The organism is Bacillus sp. 007/AIA-02/001, assembly GCF_004634455.1.
Taxonomy (GTDB): domain Bacteria; phylum Bacillota; class Bacilli; order Bacillales; family Bacillaceae_G; genus Bacillus_A; species Bacillus_A cereus.
Map to the genome: position 1 here is coordinate 144,483 of NZ_SEIY01000012.1, position 18,649 is coordinate 163,131.

Sequence of the window (18,649 nt, forward strand, 5' to 3'; positions counted from 1 at the left end):
GGTAGCACTGTTGCTATTTTATTAATTTCTGTAACTCTAAATTTAATTTTAAGACGTTCACACGATCTTCTCCAAACAAGCCGAGTGCAGCGCCTTCCGTTTGATCCTTAATCAATTGATTAAGTTTTTCTTTCGGAATATTCGTTAATTTTGAGATGCGATCCACCTGCACCGAGGCCGCCTTTGGACTAATATCAGGATCAAGCCCTGAACCTGAATTTGTCACTAAGTCTATCGGTACTTCTGTGACTGGAACAGTGGGATTTTGTTTCTTCCACTCTTCAATACTTTTCTCTACTCGCTTTGCTAAATCTGGATTAGATGGTGCATAGTTATTTGAACCAGATGCTTCAGCCTTATATTCAATACTAGAAACACGCCCTTGAAAATAACGTGGATCCGTGAAGTTTTGACCAATTAATTTAGAACCAATCACTTCATTTTTATCATTATATATTAGACTTCCATCCGCATTATCCTTCATCACTGCTTGTGCAATACCAGTAACAATAAGTGGGTATACAAGTCCACACAACACTAGAAATGTAAAAGTAATACGGATAATTGGTGATAGTATACTTTGTTTCTTCTCCATCTTTTTCCCCTCTTCCTTATATAAACAAGCCGACAATCATATCAATTACCTTAATTCCAATGAACGGAACGATAACTCCGCCAAGCCCATAAATAAGTAAGTTTCGGCTAAGCAATGCATTAGAACTCATCGGTTTATATGCAATACCTTTCATCGCTAACGGAATGAGTAATGGAATAATAACAGCGTTAAATATTAATGCTGATAAAATCGCTGACAGTGGTGATGTTAATTTCATAATGTTCAATGCTTCCATTTGCGGAATCGCAAGTGTAAACATTGCTGGAATGATTGCAAAATATTTCGCTATATCATTCGCAATACTAAACGTCGTTAAAGCACCTCGCGTCATTAACAATTGCTTACCGATTCCTACAACCTCAATAATTTTCGTTGGATTCGAGTCTAGATCAATCATGTTCGCCGCTTCTTTCGCTGCTGTCGTACCACTGTTCATCGCTAATCCAACGTCCGCCTGTGCTAATGCTGGAGCATCATTTGTACCATCACCTGTCATTGCTACAAGTTTCCCTTTATCTTGCTCTGCTTTAATAACAGCAATTTTATCTTCCGGTTTACACTCGGCAACGAATTCATCTACTCCAGCTTCTTTTGCAATCGTTGCTGCCGTTAACGGATTATCACCTGTACACATAACCGTTTTAATCCCCATTTGGCGTAACTGTTCAAAACGCTCACGCATACCCGGTTTTACTGTATCCTTTAAATAAATTAAACCATAAATACGATTATCTACTGCAACTACAAGTGGTGTTCCACCCTCTTTTGAAATTAAGTCTGCTTTTTGATTTACATCTTTCGGAATTATTCCGCCTTGTGACTCAACCCATTCAATAACGGCACCTACAGCACCTTTTCTCACTTTCGTTCCGTCTTGTAAATCAACACCACTCATTCTCGTTTCTGCTTTAAACGGAACAAACTCACCTTGTTCTGCAAGTTCTCTATTGTATGATATAGATTTTCCCTGCACATACTCGATAACAGATCGACCTTCTGGTGTTTCATCTAAAACAGAACTAATAGCGGCCCACTTTCCAACTTGCTCAATCGTTTCATTTCCTACAGGCAATAATGTATGAGCCATCCGGTTCCCAAAAGTAATTGTACCTGTTTTATCTAAAATAATTGTATTAATATCGCCAGCAGCTTCTACTGCTTTCCCCGACATCGCTAACACGTTAAACTTTGTCACACGGTCCATCCCAGCAATACCAATTGCCGATAATAGCCCACCAATTGTCGTTGGAATTAAACAAACTAATAATGCAACTAGCACAGCAGTATCAATTTGAAACCCTAAATAATTTGTAAAAATCGGCAACGTCACAACGACGATCAAGAAAATAAGAGTTAAGCTCGTTAATACTGTATTTAAAGCAATCTCATTCGGCGTTTTTTGACGAGCAGCTCCTTCTACTAAAGAAATCATTTTGTCTATAAATGATTCACCAGGATTACTCGTAATGACAATTGTAATTTCATCACTTACGACCATCGTTCCACCTGTTACGGAACAAAAATCACCGCCTGCTTCTTTTATAACAGGAGCTGATTCCCCTGTAATTGCAGATTCATCTACAGATGCTAATCCTTTGATTACTTCGCCATCATTCGGAATCATTTCTCCTTGTTTTACGATAACAACGTCACCTTTTGTAAGATCAGTTGCTGAAACTTGGACAATGTCTCCATTTTCTTTTACAACATTTGCAAACACATCTTTCTTCGACTGCTTTAAAGAATCGGCTTGCGCTTTACCACGACCTTCTGCTAATGCTTCTGCAAAATTCGCAAATAAAACTGTAAATAATAGAATGAGAGAAACTGTTATATTAAACCAACCTGGTATACTACTAGAACTACTTGGAAGAAAAGATAAAATGAACGTAATGATAAATCCAATTTCCACAACGAACATAATCGGATTCTTTATCATGACTTTCGGATTCAATTTCGCAATGGATTGCTTCATCGCATGTGTTACGATATCACGATCCATCGTTTTCGCTTGTCTAACTTCATCTTCTACAGCATGTATTTGTGACTCATTTAATTGTTTTTCTTTTACTACTACCGGTCTCATCATTTACCCTCCATTACTTCAATGTAAGAAATTCTGCAATTGGTCCAAGTACTAACATCGGGAAGAATGTTAATGCACCAACAATTACAATTGTTCCGATGAAGATGCCACCAAATAAACTATTATCTGTACGGAACGTTCCGACTGTTTCTGGCACTACCGTTTTTTCTTTCAACGAAGCTGCCACAGCTAGCATCGTAATTAAACTGAAGTAACGTCCTAAAAACATAACTAAACCAGTCGTAATATTCCAAAACGGTGTATTATCTCCTAATCCTTCAAATCCAGATCCGTTATTCGCAGCTGACGATGTATACTCATATACAACTTGCGTTAAACCGTGGAAACCGGAATGAGAAATAGCATCCGTCCCTAAATTTGTTGAAAGAGCTAATGCCGAAAAGCCTAAAATGAGCAATGGATGAAATAAAATCGTGACCGCGATTAATTTCATTTCCTTACCTTCAATCTTTTTACCTAAAAACTCTGGTGTCCGTCCAACCATTAACCCAGATATAAACACCGCGATAATTGCATACATAATAATGTTCACAAAGCCTGCTCCAACGCCGCCATATACTGTATTTAACATCATATTTACGAGTGGTACTAAACCACCAATTGGTGTTAACGTATCATGCATCGTATTAACAGCACCTGTTTCCGCAGCAGTCGTTACTGTCGCATAAAGGGAAGAAAATACTGTTCCGAACCTCACTTCTTTTCCTTCTGCACTTCCTTGTACATGCTGGATACCCATTTCATTTAATACTGGATTTCCATGTAATTCAGATGTCGTAATTGTGATAAATCCTAGTAAAAACATCATGAATAGTGATACGAAAAGGATACGACCTTGCTTTTTATTTCCTACCATTCGTCCGTACGTAAACGGAAGTGCAGTTGGTAATAACATCATAAGCATCATTTGCAAAATATTACTCATTTGCCCTGGATTTTCAAAAGGATGCGTAGAGTTTGCTCCGAAAAATCCACCACCGTTATTTCCAAGTTCCTTAATGGACACGAATGATGCAACTGGTCCGCGTAATATACTTTGCTTTGCACCTTCAATCGTATGTGCTGTAACAGCCCCATCTAACGTTTGCGGTACACCAAGAGCGACAAAGATTAACGCCGTAATAAAAGCGATAGGAAGAAATACTCTCGTTAACGCTCTCGTAAAATCAACGAAAAAGTTACCGAGTTCTTTTCCAGCGAGCCCTCTTATAAATGCCATAACGAGCGCTAATGTCGTTGCTGGTGCTGCGAACATTAAAAATGTAATCCCGATTAATTGTGATAAATAAGATAAGCCATTTTCACCGCTATAATGCTGTAAGTTTGTATCAGCCATAAAACTAATTGCTGTATTAAAAGCGAGCGTAGGCTCCATTCCTTCAATATGCGCTGAGTTTAGCGGCAATACACCTTGTAATCTGAAAATGAAATATACAATAACAATCATAAATCCGTTGAGTAAAACTAATGATAATGCGTACTGTTTCCACGTTTGATTGTATTCTTTTACACCCGTAATTTTAAAAATAATTTTTTCAAAAGGCCCGAATACTTTATCTAGCTTTTTGCTACCTTGAAAAGCTTTTTCTAAATAAATCCCCGTTGGCTTTGCTACTAAAATAAACAAGAGCATTGTAATAATGACTGCAACCCAAATCATAATGAATGATTCCCCCTAATTAAAACTTCTCTGGATTTAATAATGCATACACTAAATACACTGTAATTGCTGCGACAATAACCGATAAGACAATCATCATGATTGCTTTCCTTCTTTCACAACTTTATCTGACCAACTTGCAAGACTTGCCATTGATGCAACTAATAAAATAAAAATCCCGACCATTACAACATCTAACATAGCTATCCCTCGCTTTGTTTTTGTTAAAATTTACCATTTAAATGTTAAAAAAGAACACTGAGCTCTACTCAGTGTTCAAAAAATGAACAACAAAAAGTAAACCTCCTCTCTAAACGCTTACGAGGTTAGCTGTCGGATTCGGGCCTAAAGAGTAGCCCTACTTTCAAAACTGAAAGATTCACCCCAAGTGACGATGCACAAAATTGGTTCCCCCGCTCCATTTCTGGAACTCAGCGATTTTAGGTTTTTTTGGAAATTTTATGAATGATTTATGAGAGTAAATATACTCCTCTATATTTCACTTGTAAAGGGGTAAATTACTGAAAATAATAATATTTACATCCATTTAAACGCTTACATTAAAGGTTATTACTATTATTTCATCTATTTTCTTTATTTCTCTTCTCTTTTCTTAAAAATGACCTGTTAAATATGAAATAAAAAGAGCGAATGAGATGAAGTGCATAGCTTGTTGCACTCAGCATTCGCTCTTTTTATTCAACCTTTATTCTCCTCGTAAAAATGCACGTAAATTTCTCCCGCGAATATAAACTTGTGTCAATTCTGCATGTAGCTGCTCATACTCGGTAATATCCACCTCTAAATACAAAGCATCTTTTGATGGTAATATAATATACGGCCCTGGAAAAAGGGGATCGATCTGAACCAATTCTTGAACTCGCTCTACCGATACTGCCCAACGATTTGCTATATCTCCAAGTAATAGTACCTTCATCATTTCTTCCCCCGCCCTATTCAAAAAATAAAAAAGAAATATTATCACAATTTGTAAACACGACAAACTTAGCTCCAATTGTTTCATAGAGCCTCGCTGGATATCGTTTATTCCTTGTAACAATAGTAATAGGTGCTTGAAAAGAAAAGCGAATGTGTTCTGTGAAAAAACTAACGATTGAAAGCTCATCCCCTAGTAAAATCACCTTCTTAATACACTCACAAATACTAGTAAAGTCCTGCTCCTTACTGCAGCTATAAGTCCAATCAAACCCACAATTCCTAACTTCAGCCGCTATCTCTTCATTTGCTGTAAAAATAATTAACTCATGTTGAAATGATACTAGATCTCTTAAACTATCTACCTTACTTTCTTCTCCAACACAAATAAGTGTTAGTTCCATGTACCTCATCCTCCTTAGTATAAAAGAAATCAAACATAGATTGATATTCTCCTATACTAATCAGATCGATGAAGTGATGTATCCATCATGGCACCGTCCTCTCTCAAGACGCTTACGAAGTTAGCTGTCGGATTCGGACTTTGAGAGTAGCCCTACTTTCAAACTTGAAAGATTCACCCCTAGTGCCTACGCACAAATTGGTTCCTCCGCTCCATATAATTGGACTCAGCGTTTACAAAAAAATGTATTCTGGCTGATATATTACTCCTGTATTTTGAAAAAGTAAACAGAAAAAAAGCCAGTTATAAAACTGGCTTTTCACTTACCTATGCACGCATTCTATTCACTTTATATGCAAAATGATTCGTCGGCCCATGGCCACTACCAATATTCAATGGCTCTTCAATTGCTATACTAATAAATCGTTTTGCTTCTTGAACAGCATCTTCAATCGAGTATCCTTTCGCAAGTCCTGCTGTAACCGCTGAAGCAAATGTACACCCACTTCCATGCGTTTGCTTTGAAGGAATTCGCTCGCTTCTAAACTCAATAAATTTTTCTCCATCAAAGAGGAAATCAATTACTTCATTCCCTTGATATTCTGCATGTCCGCCCTTCATAAGCACATATTTAGCACCTAATTCATACAATACTTTTGCAGCTTCCTTACTATCTTCAACATTATGAATCTCCATCCCAGTTAACACTTCTGCTTCTGGGACATTCGGTGTTATAACAGTTGCTACTGGTAATAAATATTCTTTTAATGCTTGAACTGCTTCTTGCTGTAATAATGATGCACCGCCTTTTGCAATCATAACGGGATCTAGCACAATATTATTCCAGCCAAACTTTTTAATTTGTTCTGCAACAATTTGAATTATTTCACTACTAAATAACATTCCTAGTTTCACTGCATCTGGTGTTAAATCCGTACCAATTGAATTCAACTGTTCTGTAATACCTTCTAACGGAACAGGATATACCCCTTGAACGCCAAGCGTGTTTTGAGCAGTAATCGCCGTAATAGCCGTCATTCCGTATACACCAAGCTCTTGGAATGTTTTTAAATCTGCCTGAATTCCAGCACCGCCGCCGCTATCAGACCCTGCAATTGTTAAAGCTTTATTCACTTTCATCCCACTCATCCTTTTCTATCCAAAATAGCGATGATAAATCGTTTTTGCTTCGCTTATATCTTTCGTTCCATGTACGAGCACACGGCCATCTTTAAAGGCGACTAACCTCTTGTCTTCAATAGAAAATGATAGTAAATATGGATTTATATTTAAATCATTCACACGACCTTCCAACAACTCTTTATATTGTTCAAAATTTATTTCATCTTTATGAGGTGGTCTAATTTGAACTGTATTTCGCCCGCATAAAACTGCTGTTTTTGATGTGTTCTCTTTATTTAAATACGGATATAATGCATTCTCTCCGCATGAAGGACAATTATGCTGGCGAAGCTTTTGCACATTCATACATGAATACTCATTCTTCCACATATCAAACGATACAAGCCCATCTCGAAGTGATTCGTAATCTTCTACTAACAGTTTAAGAGCTTCTGTTACTTGATGAGAAACGACAAGAGATACAGCAGGTGATATAATACCCGCTGTATCACATGTTGCCCCGCCAAGCGGAATCGACTGTAATAAACATGATAAACATGGTGTTTTACTAGGAAGGATTGTGTAAGAAAGACCGTAACTACCTACACATGCACCGTAAATCCATGGAATAGAATATTTTTGTGCTATATCATTTACAATAAAGCGTGTTTCAAAATTATCAGTCGCATCAATAATTACATCAACATTTATAACAAGTTCTTCTAGCTCTTCAGCTGTTACATCTTGAACGAGAGCTTCTATTGTTACATCGCTATTAATCTCATCTAAACGTTTTTTAGCCGCTATAGCTTTTGGAAGATTATTCTTTACGTCGCTCTCTGCATACAATTGTTGTCTTTGTAAATTACTCCAATCTACATAATCACGGTCAACAATTGTTATCTTGCCAACACCTGCTCTTACAAACATCTCTGCATTTGCACTACCTAATGCACCTGCACCGATAATAAGCACATGCTTTTCTCTTATCTTTTGCTGTCCTTCTTCTCCAATTGGAGAAAATAGTTCTTGGCGAGAATATCGATTATTCAACTACGCTCATTCCTTCTAAAGGACTACTTGCAGTTGCACAACGCTTACGTGCAATACGACCTGCTTCAAATCCTAAACGGCCTGCTTCAATACTTAATTTCATTGCTTGTGCCATTTTAATAGGATCTTTTGCACCTGATACAGCTGTATTTAATAACACGCCATCTGCTCCTAATTCCATTGCAAATGCCGCATCAGCTGGGCTACCAATACCGGCATCAACGATAACTGGTACTGTCGCTTGTTCAATAATGAAGCTCAAATTTAATGGATTTACAATACCAAGTCCTGATCCGATTGGAGATGCTCCTGGCATAATCGCATGCACGCCAAGCTCTTGTAATTTACGTGCTAATACAACATCATCAGATGTATACGGAAGTACGATAAATCCTTCTTCCAGTAACATTTCAGAGGCCTTTAACGTTTCTACCGGATCAGGTAATAACGTTCTATCATCACCAATAACTTCTACCTTTATCATGTCACAAAGCCCAGAGGCTTTTGCTAATTTTGCAATACGAACAGCCTCTTCAGCGTTTTTTGCCCCTGCTGTATTTGGTAATAACGTATATTTTTTCACATCAAGTTTCTCTAATAAATTAGGTTGCTTTGCATCAAAGATATCCATACGACGTACTGCAAACGTTAAAATTTCAGCTTCAGAAACGTCAATTGCCTTTTGCTGTACGTCAAAATCAGGGAATTTACCTGTTCCTAATAAAAGTCTAGAATGAAATGAAAATGGTCCAATGTTTAACATAATCAACCGCCTCCTACGAAAGTTACAATCTCAATTTGGTCTCCATCAAAAACAGATGTATCTGTATGATCATCTTTTTGTAAAATATCTTTATTACGCTCTACTACAACAATTCTGTTATCTAACTCTAAATGTGTAAGTAGCTCAGCTACTGTTTTTACACTCGCTGGCACTTCAATTTGGTTACCATTAATTTTTAAATTCAAACTTCCATCCCCTTTCTAAACGCTTCTAGAAAGCAATGAATCTAGCAAATGATTCTCTTGCTTTCCTTCTATTAAATCAGCCATATATTGACCAGAAATAGGACTTAATAAAATACCGTTTCGATAATGGCCCGTGCAAGCATATAAACCTTTTATTTCTTCATGCTCTCCCATATAAGGAGCTTCATGATTCGATTGTGGTCGTAATCCTGCCCACGTGCTTTCCCATTCTGCTTCTTTTAAAGCTGGCAATATTGTATAAGCACGCTCTAATATAGAAGTTATACTTTCTGGCTGCACAGTTTTATTGAACGTATGTTGCTTCATTGTTGCCCCAATTACGTAACGTCCACCGCGCTTTGGAGTAATGTAAAATCTTTCTTGAAAAATAGGTGCTTTTAAAAGTTTTTTTCTACTTCTTACCGCAACCACTTCTCCTTTAACTGGATATGTACCCCAATCACGGTGAAAATAACCTAGTAACTTCGTGCTCCATGAACCTCCTGCAATAACGACTTTCTCACATGTGACAATACCTTCACTTGTAATAACTCCAGTCACTTTATTATTTTCAATACGGATATCAAATACTTCTGTCTGTTCATATATATCAGCACCGGAAATTGCCGCAGAATGTGCGAATGCTTTCGTAAGCTCTGGTGCAATAACATGACCGTCTTTCGGATAATATACTGCTCCTATAATAGATTCGGATAGATATGGCTCTTTTTCCCGCACATGGTCTCCCGTTAGAAAATAAGAATCTTCACCTGTTTTCTGCTGCCAATCCATAATGTGAAGTATTCTTTCCTTCTCATCTTCATTTTGAGCAATACGATAAATTCCTTTTTCTTCATATCCAATATCAATACCCGTCTTTTCACGTAAAACTGCTGCAAGGTGTGGAAATATAGCTCGGCTTTCTCTAGCAAGTTCAAATAGCGGATCATACGCATCCCATTCTGCCTGAACACCAAGTAAACCAGCAGCTGCTTTGGAAGCTTCCGATGCAATACTTTGCTTCTCCACAATCGCTACTTTATGTCCTCTTTCTGCTAGAAAATGTGCAACTGAACTGCCAATTACACCACCACCAATAATCGCTACATCATACTTCTCACACATGTTTTTCCGCCCACTTTCTTATTGATTCCTTATAAGATTTCGCTTTGCTATACGGGTTACTACTACTTACAATTCCAGACATAACTGCTATACCACTTACACCGTTAGTAAGAACATCCACTGTGTTTTGTGGGGTAATTCCTCCAATTGCTGTAATCGGTATAGATAAACACCTTGCAATGTCTGAAATTTCTTCAAGCCCTCTCGCTGGCACACCTTTTTTACAATCTGTCGGAAATACATGGCCATAAACGAGTGAATCCGCTCCATTTTTAAAAGCTACTATTGCTTCATCTAGCGAATGCACAGAATAACCGACATGCAAATACGAAAACTTTTCTTTCACTGACTTTACATCTGTACTTCGATATCCTAGTTGAACACGAGGAATATTTAATAAAATTGCAATATCAATTCGATCGTTTATGACAATTTTAGAAGCCGGAAAGCCCTCCATTAATAGACTTTCCACACCTTCATATAATTCCTTCGTACTCTTCTCACGCTCACGAATATGCAAATAATCAATCTCACTCTCAATTTGCATCGCTACATTCACTAACTCTTCGAATGGCATATGGCCATTTGAGATTACGTGGAGCTCATTTTTCATATTCATTCGCCTACTTTAAAATATTTTCGAATAGTTCATCGGCTGGGACGGTTTCTTTCGTCATTCCTTTGTCCTTCAGCCACTTATTTTGTTTCTCCCAAGATTCTTTTGAATCTGATAAAAATGGCTCATCTTTCGTTTCCATCTTCTCTAATAAAATTTTCATACTTTCCTTTTCAACTTCTGGCACAAGTGGGAAGTTTTCTTTTTCTTGATGATTTAATAAAATATTCAATGCTTCATCTGGGTTTTTCTTCATGAAATCATAGCCTTTTTTCGTACCGCGTAAGAAAGCTTGCAACGCTTCTTTATCTTTTTTCAACGTTTTATCACCTGTTACAAACACAAGCTCATGATAGTTTGGTACTCCGTAATCAGCTGGATTAAAGTACGCTGGTTCATGGCCTTCATGACGCATAACAGGTACTTCATGGTTAATGTATGCCCCTGTTACCGCATCTACTTTCTTCGTAATTAATGCTGGTACTAAATCAAAGCCAACATCAACTACTTTCACTGTATCAGGATTACCACCAGCTTCTTTTACCATCGTTTTTAAATACATCTCACTTAAAGGTGTTCCAGAGTATCCTACTGTTTTTCCTTCTAAATCTTTCGGTGATTGAATGCCTGCTGATTTCAGTGATACAACATGATTTAATGGTGAACGTACGACAGCTCCAATTGATTTCACTGGAATTTGCTCATTCGCTCTCGCCATAACAACATCTGGCTGATAATACAAGCCAACTGTTACCTTCCCTGCTGCTGCCAGCGTTAATGGATCAGTCGGATTAGAAGGGAATTTAATATTTACCTTTACACCTTCTTCTTTAAAGTATCCTTTTTCAATTGCTGCATAGATAAAGCTATGTACCGCATTTGGATACCAATCTAACATGACTGTTATTTCTTTCTCTTTTTTACTTTTGTCTGATGCTGAATTACTCGAACATCCTGCAATTATTGCAATTAATAATGTAACCACAAAGATGCGCTTTAAAAATTTCATGAATACTTCCTCCAACTAATGAATTTCTTTTCTAATATGGAAATAATTACGACGAAGAAAATAGCTAATAATGATAACAATACAATAGGTGCAAATACGCCAGCTCCATCTAACTGCGTCATCATTCTCTTACTGAAATATCCAAGCCCAGCTTGTGCACCGAGCCATTCTCCAATTGCTGCTCCGATAACACTAAGCGGAACTGCAATTTTTAAAGCTGAGAAAAAATAAGGAAGAGCAGACGGCAACTTTAATTTAAGAAAAATATCTCTTTTTGTTGCTCCATATGTAACTAAGAGCTCCTCCCATTCTTTTTTCGTACTACGCAGTCCATCATACGTATTGACCGCAATTGGGAAAAACGTAATTAAAACTGTGACAACAACCTTACTCCAAATTGTGTATCCAAACCATAAAACAAATAGCGGAGCAAGCGCAGTAATCGGAATCGTTTGTGAAGCAACTAATAATGGATAAAATGCTCTCTCCATCCATGTACTCGCATTCATTAACATCGCTAGCCCTACACCTAATACGATAGAGATAACAACACCTATTAAAACGACGTATAAAGTTGCAGGTAAATGAACTGTAAATAATATGTCTTTTAGTTTCCATATCTTCATTACAATCGCAGAAGGTGACGGTAAAATGTACATCTCATCTACAATTCTTGCTCCTATTTCCCACACAGCTAGTAAAATACTAGAAAGTGTAATAGCAGGAACTAATTCTTTCAATCGGTTCATCACACAAGTACCTGCCTTTGTAACATACTAAGAAGCTCATCTTTCAGCGCTAATACTTCCGGTTTATATAAATCTTTTCGTGTTCTGTTATGATCAAGCGGTACAGTCCGCTCAGTCAAAGTCGTTATCGGCTGCTGTTCCACTACTAAAACTCGGTTTGAAAGAAATAACGCTTCTTCAACATCATGAGTAATGAATAAAATTGTTTTTTCCCACTCTTGCCATTGTTCAAACAACCATTCTTGCAAAGAGGTCTTCGTTAAAGCATCCAACGCACTAAATGGTTCATCTAACAGCAATATTTCCCCGCCTGTTAATAAAGTTCGAATAAAAGATACACGTTGTCTCATACCACCAGATAAATCTTTCGGATATTTTTTCTCATACCCTTGCAAACCAAATTTATGTAACAGTTCCTTTGCCTTTACTTGTGCTTCTTTCTTCTGTACACCTTGGCACTCTAGCGGCAGGGCAGCATTCTCAATAATTGTTCTCCACGGCAAAAGCATATCTTTTTGCGGCATATATCCTACAGGATGGTGCTTTGTTTCTGTCAGTTCTATCTGTCCAGTACTTACCTTTTCTAGACCTGTAATAAGGCGAAATAAAGTACTTTTCCCACATCCACTCGGTCCGATAATACTGACAAACTCTTTCTCATGTATAGAAGCATTTAATTCATGGATGATTGGTTTCTCATCGTAATGAAAAGAAACATTATGAAACTGTAGTATGTTCTTGCTCCTCAAATCCCCACATCTCCTTACGATAGGACATATCCCAGAATAAATATTCAAATCGACTGGAATATAAGAAAATCTCCTCTAATCTTTCTAGTTCTGTCTCAGACTTTCCCACTGCCATTTCATTTAATAAATCTATTAACCAAATACACAGATTACCGTATTCTTCCGAACTATATCCTTGAATCCACTCACCAAAAAACTCATGATCTCTTGCTCCAGGAATATCATTTAAACGCTTTCCAATTTCCCAATAGCTCCACATACATGGAAGAAGCGCTGCTATTAATTCCGCAAGTGTGCCATTTTGAGATACAGACATCATGTAATTTGTATAAGCTAAATTTTTAGCAGATGGTTTCGCAGACTCTATCTCCTCTATAGAAATTCCAAGTCTTTTTGCATATTGTTTATGGATTGTCATTTCGCCATTTAATATTCCATCAATTTGTTCAGCGAACTTTCCCATTACTTGTGGATTCGTTGCTTTTACAACACCAATCGCATATAACTTTGCATAATCTAGCAGATATAAATAATCTTGAATAATATAATACTGGAATTTATCTTTTTCTAACGTGCCATCTCCCATACCTACTACAAACGGATGATTATGACTCATCTCCCAAACCGGTTGCATAGTTTCTAATAATCTATCGCAAAATTTCATTTCTCTATCCCCTTTCAATATATGTATCTAAATAAAAAACCACTTCTATATATAAGAAGTGGTTACAGCAAATAAAGTTATACATTTATTCGATGTTCCACTTCCCTTCGCTAGTATTACCTAGATCAGGTGTTGTAAGGGTTAAGGATTATTCCTCTCTCAGCAAATCAAGCACCCCTAGTGGTTTCAATATGAAATTTTCAAATAAAAAAGCCCCGTTTCTATACGCAAAGAAACGGGGACTCATTGTTAGTGTCCGAATTGCTTCCCTACGCTAGCATAATCTAGATCAGGTAATAAAAAGGATCAAAGGCTTACGGCCTACTCTCAGCTGGCAACACCAGCTCTCCTAGCAAACTATAAAATTATCACTGTCAGTATAACACCCTAATAAGACATCATCAACTTTTTTAATTTTCTTAATTATTAACAGAATATCAAATTTATACAATACATACATTCTATTTTAGAAAATAAAACCCCAATTAATTGCATAAGAAGGAATCATTATCCTCAAAAAATTTATTTTTATATTGATTTCATATTACATTTATGTGAATACACCCACTATATTATATCTTTATACTATAATAAAATTACAACTATACAACTAGAGGAGGTCTCTATTCCATGAATATGAAAGCTACTGCTTTAACAGCAACTACTGTAGCGATTGCTTCTTTACTTCCTTCTATGGGTGAAACAAATGTACAAAAAGCAAACGCTGAACAATTATCTAATATTAAAACTGGGTATGTCAAAGTCGATCAAGTAGCATTACATACAGAAGATAACGTAAAAAGCACATCAATTGATACAATTCGCTTTAATACAAAAGTGAACATCCTTGAAACAACTAATGAGTGGTATAAAGTATCTGTTCATAATAAAGTAGGTTATGTACAAAAAGATGCTATTTTACTAAAAAACAAACTTCATTCTAATGATCAATACATCGTTAATGCTAATGCATTAAACGTTCGCTCTGAACCTAATTTAGAATCTTCCATTTTAGATGTATTACCAAATGGCAAGTTTATTACCGTTCAAGAAGATCAAGGCGAATGGTATAAAATATCGCATAATGGCCAAACAGGTTACGTACAAAAAGCATTCATCTCTAATGGTTCACAACCCTTAGTAAAAGGAATCACCGTTCAAAATAATACAAAATATACTGTTGCAACACCTAATCTAAATGTACGTAGCAACGCTAGTACAAGTAGCGCTCTACTCGGTTCATTACAAAACGGTACACAAGTACAAGTAGTAGAAACTGTAGGAACTTGGTATAAAATTCGTTTTGGCACAGGATACGGATATGTAGCAAAACACTATGTAGTACAAAATCAACCACAAGCTAAAACAGATCAACCTTCATCAATTCCAGCTGCTTTCAAATTCCCTGCTCAAGGAAGAATTAGCTCAACCTTTGATATACGCTGGGAACAAATGCATTATGGTATAGATATTGCCGCTCCAGGAAACGTCTCTATCCAAGCTGCTGCTGCAGGTAAAGTTGTGAAATCTTATTATTCAGCTAGCTATGGCAATGTTGTTTTCATTGCACATCAAATCAATGGGAAATTATATACAACTGTTTATGCTCATATGAAGGATCGCACTGTACAAGCTGGTGATCAAGTACAAACTGGACAATTAATAGGTCATATGGGAAACACAGGTCATTCATACGGGCAGCATCTTCATTTTGAATTACATAATGGAGAATGGAATTTTGAAAAAACAAATGCAGTAAATCCACTGCCATATTTAGTTAGGTAAATTGTATGCCACGCAATATACCTCTTATAATTGAATACGTAGCCTTTTTAGGTTTAATCTGTTGTTTAATCATTTACAATACAAACATTGTATTTTTATCTATTATTATTGCTTTTGTTGCATTAGAAATTATGATGGAATCATTTCAAGTGCAACTAAAACAAAAAATTGCCCATATTTATAATGCTATTTTTCTTTTGAGTGCTCTCATAACAAATATAATTAGTAATGGCTTTTATTTATCTACTGTATTTCCAGTATTCTTTATGGCTGTTTTATTATTTGTAGCTAGATATATTAATGTCCCTTATAACCAAAAACAAAAACAAGAACAAGAAGCTTAGAAAGAGGAGACACTGTGTACCAATCTTTCAAAGATACTCCAATAAAATACATATTGAATTTGTATAAGAAAGCCAATACTTTTTTTGGTATACAAGGAAGTTATACTGAACAACTTCTCCTATATGGAATGTTTTTTCTTGTCTTAATCACTTTCTCCTTGTTTTACTAACAAAAAAGGATCTCACATAAACTGGAGATCCTTTTTAATTTATATTAATTTTTCATATCGAAAATATTGTTTATCCACAAGCATATTTTTCATAAATAAAGCTCAGATTATATTTTTTCTCTAAGCTCATTCGTTGTTCGTCATCGCACCAATAGAAAAGAATATCATGAATCGTTGCGTAACGCTTATTTTTAAGAAATAGCCTAAAGAATGATGGTAAACAATCATGTAATTGTATAAATATATAATTGCGTAGTGTTTCTTCTTTATATTCAATGCCCTTACAAATATACAGTAATTCTTCACAATAATATGCATGCTGTGGAACTTGTATCATTTCGAAAAATGGCACATAAGATAGTAGCTTTCCAATAAAATGACCATATCGATCCATTACTCCTATCGTCATATGCTCCATCATTTCTTTCATCACATATAAATAATCATCTACATGTGTTGTCTTTAATGGGTCTAAGCGATCGGAAATTTGAGATAATACAGCTCTTTGACATGCTAAAACTGCCTGACTAGGTCCATAATATGATAGGAAATCTGTACACTTACGATATTTCCGTAATAAATCATGTGTATACAAATCATATACAAAAGTATTACAATACATTGCTAAACTCATCATATCACTATTTAATTGCTCTTTTGATAATGATTTCGCTCTCTTGCACATATAAAAGAATGTAAATTCCAATACTTCTTTATGAGATAATAAATGTTTACAATCGGTTATACACTTCTCATTAAATTTAACTCTATCCCAAATTTCAATATCCCTATCTGTCAATTCACCTATACGATATTTAATAATTAAATAATTTAAAGCAACTGATTGCGTCAAAAGATCCCATGTTTCATATTCCAATGAAGTATGAACAAACTCAGCTAATCCTTGCGCTATCATAAAATCATTTGCCTCTTCATACCAACCAATCTCTTGGCATAAGCGAAGAATACGCACTAAAGTTGGAATTTCATCTTTATGAAACTGCGGTAATTTCTTTGCTTTATTCATGCCATATACGATAAATGCCGCTAAATTTTCTTCTTTATAAAATTCTTTCTCTTTCCATACTAATATAGTTCGTTCTTTCCCCTCACCTTTTGGGTGACAAGGTACAAGCAAAGAAAATAATTCAGCGAAATTATTTGGTTCTATATATGTATCTGTAACCAAATTCCAATTTGGATCGCCCTGTACAGCCTTCATATAATTCCCCTTCCCTTTTCATCTATGTAGGAAATATTAATTTATTATCGCACCACTAAAAATTAATATTGTTATATTCAAAATCTATCATAATACTTATATCTATCAGTATATCATCTTTTCTCTTATTAAAAATTAAGAATAACAAATTTTAAAAAAATGTCGAAATTATTAACCGTATCCTTATTATATAATGTCTCAGATACATCACGCTAACATATTAGTTTAATCCATATATGCTAGAATAATGTATCTGAAATTTATATATAATTTAGCTCTTTATGAGTGACCATTAAACTCTCGGTTAATTAAAGTTTCAATTTACTCTGTACGCTCTGAGATTTCACTCAAGGCAAATCCAGCTTGATCATCTGCTGATTCCCTTATAGCTAAATCTCCTAGTGCTAACATGCCAATAAGTTGACCACTATCAACTACTGGTAATCGTCTAATTTGATGCTGTGCCATTAGCTCTGTAGCTTTTTCAATAGAATCATTTGGAGAAACTGAGATAATATTTGTTGTCATTACATTTGTAATTTTATTAGATCCAGGATGTTTTTCAGCAATCCCTCGAACGACTAAATCACGATCAGTAACAAGCCCAACAACTTGCTCATTTTCAACAACAGGAATTAATCCAACTGATTCTTCCTTCATTTTAACAGCTGCCTCATATACATTGTCTAGCGGTGTACAATGTACAATATGGGTACTCATTAAGTCTCTAACTCGTGTCATTATTTATTTCCTCCTTTTTATACATACCATAGCTTTTCCAAAATTCCTTTATTTATTTCTGGAAAGTAACGTAATAAAAAGGATTAACAAAATAAAAAAGAGCCAGCATAATGCTGACTCTTTTTTGTATGACCCGTACGGGATTCGAACCCGTGTTACCGCCGTGAAAGGGCGGTGTCTTAACCACTTGACCAACGGGCCATGGCTCCGCAGGTAGGACTCGAACCTACGACCGATCGGTTAACAGCCGATAGCTCTACCACTGAGCTACTGCGGAATAATATATGGTGGGCCTAAATGGACTCGAACCATCGACCTCACGCTTATCAGGCGTGCGCTCTAACCAGCTGAGCTATAGGCCCATATACTTTACAGGGGCAGTAGGAATCGAACCCACACTGGAGGTTTTGGAGACCTCAGTTCTACCTTTAAACTATGCCCCTAAATGATGCCGGCTAGAGGACTTGAACCCCCAACCTACTGATTACAAGTCAGTTGCTCTACCAATTGAGCTAAGCCGGCATAAAAAAATGGTGGCTCGGGACGGAATCGAACCGCCGACACGAGGATTTTCAGTCCTCTGCTCTACCGACTGAGCTACCGAGCCTT

The 18,649-nt window shown here is 36.3% G+C and carries 21 protein-coding genes, 6 tRNA genes and 4 riboswitches; of the genes, 2 read left to right on the top strand and 25 right to left on the bottom strand.

The annotated features are described in order from the left end of the window. Nucleotides 1–13 precede the first annotated feature (13 nt). The 17 genes from kdpC to tenA form a co-directional block, all read right to left on the bottom strand. Nucleotides 14–595, bottom strand: coding sequence for a K(+)-transporting ATPase subunit C (kdpC, locus tag ES895_RS21160; RefSeq protein WP_000412599.1), 582 nt, complete (start codon nucleotides 593–595; stop codon nucleotides 14–16). 16 nt (nucleotides 596–611) lie between these two features. Further along, nucleotides 612–2,702, bottom strand: a complete 2,091-nt coding sequence (kdpB, locus tag ES895_RS21165; protein ID WP_001247992.1) for a potassium-transporting ATPase subunit KdpB — start codon at nucleotides 2,700–2,702, stop codon at nucleotides 612–614. 13 nt (nucleotides 2,703–2,715) lie between these two features. Continuing rightward, nucleotides 2,716–4,383, bottom strand: coding sequence for a potassium-transporting ATPase subunit KdpA (kdpA, locus tag ES895_RS21170; protein ID WP_135238621.1), 1,668 nt, complete (start codon nucleotides 4,381–4,383; stop codon nucleotides 2,716–2,718). 19 nt (nucleotides 4,384–4,402) lie between these two features. Next, nucleotides 4,403–4,483, bottom strand: coding sequence for a K(+)-transporting ATPase subunit F (gene kdpF / locus ES895_RS21175; RefSeq protein WP_000973728.1), 81 nt, complete (start codon nucleotides 4,481–4,483; stop codon nucleotides 4,403–4,405). Then, nucleotides 4,480–4,584 carry a SipW-dependent-type signal peptide-containing protein gene (locus ES895_RS21180; protein WP_000887894.1) on the bottom strand — a complete coding sequence of 35 codons (105 nt, stop codon included), beginning with the start codon at nucleotides 4,582–4,584 and terminating at the stop codon, nucleotides 4,480–4,482. The genes kdpF and ES895_RS21180 overlap by 4 nt, the downstream gene beginning before the upstream one ends. A 100-nt stretch (nucleotides 4,585–4,684) precedes the next feature. Continuing rightward, nucleotides 4,685–4,830, bottom strand: a riboswitch (cyclic di-AMP (ydaO/yuaA leader). 259 nt (nucleotides 4,831–5,089) lie between these two features. After that, on the bottom strand, nucleotides 5,090–5,323 hold the full coding sequence (locus ES895_RS21185; RefSeq protein WP_001985933.1) for a hypothetical protein: 234 nt from the start codon (nucleotides 5,321–5,323) through the stop codon (nucleotides 5,090–5,092). A 13-nt stretch (nucleotides 5,324–5,336) separates the two neighbouring features. Next, on the bottom strand, nucleotides 5,337–5,723 hold the full coding sequence (locus ES895_RS21190) for a hypothetical protein (protein ID WP_000424069.1): 387 nt from the start codon (nucleotides 5,721–5,723) through the stop codon (nucleotides 5,337–5,339). A gap of 93 nt (nucleotides 5,724–5,816) precedes the next feature. Further along, nucleotides 5,817–5,964: riboswitch (cyclic di-AMP (ydaO/yuaA leader) on the bottom strand. 85 nt (nucleotides 5,965–6,049) lie between these two features. Next, nucleotides 6,050–6,862, bottom strand: a complete 813-nt coding sequence (gene thiD / locus ES895_RS21195; RefSeq protein ID WP_000867381.1) for a bifunctional hydroxymethylpyrimidine kinase/phosphomethylpyrimidine kinase — start codon at nucleotides 6,860–6,862, stop codon at nucleotides 6,050–6,052. 15 nt (nucleotides 6,863–6,877) lie between these two features. Then, nucleotides 6,878–7,897, bottom strand: a complete 1,020-nt coding sequence (gene thiF, locus ES895_RS21200; RefSeq protein WP_001065413.1) for a thiazole biosynthesis adenylyltransferase ThiF — start codon at nucleotides 7,895–7,897, stop codon at nucleotides 6,878–6,880. Continuing rightward, a complete protein-coding gene (gene thiG / locus ES895_RS21205; protein WP_000931981.1) occupies nucleotides 7,890–8,660 on the bottom strand; it encodes a thiazole synthase in 771 nt (256 codons plus the stop codon). The genes thiF and thiG overlap by 8 nt, the downstream gene beginning before the upstream one ends. Before the next feature lie 2 nt (nucleotides 8,661–8,662). Then, nucleotides 8,663–8,866 (bottom strand): sulfur carrier protein ThiS, encoded by a 204-nt coding sequence (gene thiS / locus ES895_RS21210; protein ID WP_001049502.1) that lies wholly within the window; start codon nucleotides 8,864–8,866, stop codon nucleotides 8,663–8,665. A 15-nt stretch (nucleotides 8,867–8,881) separates the two neighbouring features. Then, a complete protein-coding gene (thiO, locus tag ES895_RS21215) occupies nucleotides 8,882–9,991 on the bottom strand; it encodes a glycine oxidase ThiO (protein ID WP_065704861.1) in 1,110 nt (369 codons plus the stop codon). Next, nucleotides 9,984–10,604 carry a thiazole tautomerase TenI gene (gene tenI / locus ES895_RS21220; protein ID WP_000787171.1) on the bottom strand — a complete coding sequence of 207 codons (621 nt, stop codon included), beginning with the start codon at nucleotides 10,602–10,604 and terminating at the stop codon, nucleotides 9,984–9,986. Before tenI ends, thiO begins: the two co-directional genes overlap by 8 nt. Nucleotides 10,605–10,614: 10 nt before the next feature. Then, a complete protein-coding gene (locus ES895_RS21225) occupies nucleotides 10,615–11,616 on the bottom strand; it encodes an ABC transporter substrate-binding protein (protein ID WP_061654759.1) in 1,002 nt (333 codons plus the stop codon). Beyond that, a complete protein-coding gene (locus tag ES895_RS21230; RefSeq protein WP_001080856.1) occupies nucleotides 11,613–12,365 on the bottom strand; it encodes an ABC transporter permease in 753 nt (250 codons plus the stop codon). The genes ES895_RS21225 and ES895_RS21230 overlap by 4 nt, the downstream gene beginning before the upstream one ends. After that, on the bottom strand, nucleotides 12,365–13,114 hold the full coding sequence (locus ES895_RS21235) for an ABC transporter ATP-binding protein (RefSeq protein ID WP_001256793.1): 750 nt from the start codon (nucleotides 13,112–13,114) through the stop codon (nucleotides 12,365–12,367). Before ES895_RS21235 ends, ES895_RS21230 begins: the two co-directional genes overlap by 1 nt. Next, nucleotides 13,083–13,778, bottom strand: a complete 696-nt coding sequence (tenA, locus tag ES895_RS21240; RefSeq protein WP_135238622.1) for a thiaminase II — start codon at nucleotides 13,776–13,778, stop codon at nucleotides 13,083–13,085. Before tenA ends, ES895_RS21235 begins: the two co-directional genes overlap by 32 nt. Before the next feature lie 85 nt (nucleotides 13,779–13,863). After that, nucleotides 13,864–13,967: riboswitch (TPP riboswitch) on the bottom strand. A gap of 60 nt (nucleotides 13,968–14,027) precedes the next feature. After that, nucleotides 14,028–14,139: riboswitch (TPP riboswitch) on the bottom strand. A gap of 269 nt (nucleotides 14,140–14,408) precedes the next feature. Here tenA and ES895_RS21245 point away from each other — a divergent pair. Both ES895_RS21245 and ES895_RS21250 read left to right on the top strand, forming a co-directional pair. Next, nucleotides 14,409–15,563 (top strand): SH3 domain-containing protein, encoded by a 1,155-nt coding sequence (locus tag ES895_RS21245; RefSeq protein ID WP_001056031.1) that lies wholly within the window; start codon nucleotides 14,409–14,411, stop codon nucleotides 15,561–15,563. A gap of 5 nt (nucleotides 15,564–15,568) precedes the next feature. Further along, a complete protein-coding gene (locus ES895_RS21250) occupies nucleotides 15,569–15,907 on the top strand; it encodes a hypothetical protein (RefSeq protein ID WP_001137824.1) in 339 nt (112 codons plus the stop codon). 240 nt (nucleotides 15,908–16,147) lie between these two features. Here ES895_RS21250 and ES895_RS21255 read toward each other — a convergent pair whose 3' ends face one another. The 8 genes from ES895_RS21255 to ES895_RS21290 all read right to left on the bottom strand — a co-directional run bounded on the left by ES895_RS21255 (nucleotide 16,148) and on the right by ES895_RS21290 (nucleotide 18,647). Next, entirely contained in the window at nucleotides 16,148–17,299 is a 1,152-nt protein-coding gene (locus ES895_RS21255) for a DUF3965 domain-containing protein (RefSeq protein WP_000648912.1), read from the bottom strand. A 321-nt stretch (nucleotides 17,300–17,620) separates the two neighbouring features. After that, a complete protein-coding gene (locus ES895_RS21260) occupies nucleotides 17,621–18,040 on the bottom strand; it encodes a CBS domain-containing protein (protein WP_000199011.1) in 420 nt (139 codons plus the stop codon). 129 nt (nucleotides 18,041–18,169) lie between these two features. Continuing rightward, nucleotides 18,170–18,241 (bottom strand) — tRNA-Glu (locus ES895_RS21265). A 1-nt stretch (nucleotide 18,242) separates the two neighbouring features. After that, nucleotides 18,243–18,317 (bottom strand) — tRNA-Asn (locus ES895_RS21270). A gap of 8 nt (nucleotides 18,318–18,325) precedes the next feature. Next, a tRNA-Ile gene (locus tag ES895_RS21275) sits at nucleotides 18,326–18,402 on the bottom strand. Between the two features lie 10 nt (nucleotides 18,403–18,412). Continuing rightward, nucleotides 18,413–18,483: transfer RNA gene (locus ES895_RS21280), tRNA-Trp, on the bottom strand. 6 nt (nucleotides 18,484–18,489) lie between these two features. Further along, nucleotides 18,490–18,562: transfer RNA gene (locus ES895_RS21285), tRNA-Thr, on the bottom strand. A 9-nt stretch (nucleotides 18,563–18,571) separates the two neighbouring features. Further along, nucleotides 18,572–18,647, bottom strand: a tRNA-Phe gene (locus ES895_RS21290). Nucleotides 18,648–18,649: the final 2 nt, after the last annotated feature.

Bases quoted from the DNA above. Each gene is read 5' to 3' on its own strand.
- thiG (WP_000931981.1), bottom strand. From the start codon at position 8,660: ATGTTAAACATTGGACCATTTTCATTTCATTCTAGACTTTTATTAGGA.
- ES895_RS21185 (WP_001985933.1), bottom strand. From the start codon at position 5,323: ATGATGAAGGTACTATTACTTGGAGATATAGCAAATCGTTGGGCAGTA.
- ES895_RS21245 (WP_001056031.1), top strand. From the start codon at position 14,409: ATGAATATGAAAGCTACTGCTTTAACAGCAACTACTGTAGCGATTGCT.
- ES895_RS21260 (WP_000199011.1), bottom strand. From the start codon at position 18,040: ATGACACGAGTTAGAGACTTAATGAGTACCCATATTGTACATTGTACA.
- tenI (WP_000787171.1), bottom strand. From the start codon at position 10,604: ATGAAAAATGAGCTCCACGTAATCTCAAATGGCCATATGCCATTCGAA.
- ES895_RS21230 (WP_001080856.1), bottom strand. From the start codon at position 12,365: ATGAACCGATTGAAAGAATTAGTTCCTGCTATTACACTTTCTAGTATT.
- thiD (WP_000867381.1), bottom strand. From the start codon at position 6,862: ATGAAAGTGAATAAAGCTTTAACAATTGCAGGGTCTGATAGCGGCGGC.
- kdpC (WP_000412599.1), bottom strand. From the start codon at position 595: ATGGAGAAGAAACAAAGTATACTATCACCAATTATCCGTATTACTTTT.
- kdpA (WP_135238621.1), bottom strand. From the start codon at position 4,383: ATGATTTGGGTTGCAGTCATTATTACAATGCTCTTGTTTATTTTAGTA.
- ES895_RS21250 (WP_001137824.1), top strand. From the start codon at position 15,569: ATGCCACGCAATATACCTCTTATAATTGAATACGTAGCCTTTTTAGGT.
- ES895_RS21190 (WP_000424069.1), bottom strand. From the start codon at position 5,723: ATGGAACTAACACTTATTTGTGTTGGAGAAGAAAGTAAGGTAGATAGT.
- ES895_RS21225 (WP_061654759.1), bottom strand. From the start codon at position 11,616: ATGAAATTTTTAAAGCGCATCTTTGTGGTTACATTATTAATTGCAATA.
- ES895_RS21180 (WP_000887894.1), bottom strand. From the start codon at position 4,584: ATGTTAGATGTTGTAATGGTCGGGATTTTTATTTTATTAGTTGCATCA.
- thiO (WP_065704861.1), bottom strand. From the start codon at position 9,991: ATGTGTGAGAAGTATGATGTAGCGATTATTGGTGGTGGTGTAATTGGC.
- ES895_RS21255 (WP_000648912.1), bottom strand. From the start codon at position 17,299: ATGAAGGCTGTACAGGGCGATCCAAATTGGAATTTGGTTACAGATACA.
- kdpB (WP_001247992.1), bottom strand. From the start codon at position 2,702: ATGAGACCGGTAGTAGTAAAAGAAAAACAATTAAATGAGTCACAAATA.
- tenA (WP_135238622.1), bottom strand. From the start codon at position 13,778: ATGAAATTTTGCGATAGATTATTAGAAACTATGCAACCGGTTTGGGAG.
- kdpF (WP_000973728.1), bottom strand. From the start codon at position 4,483: ATGATGATTGTCTTATCGGTTATTGTCGCAGCAATTACAGTGTATTTA.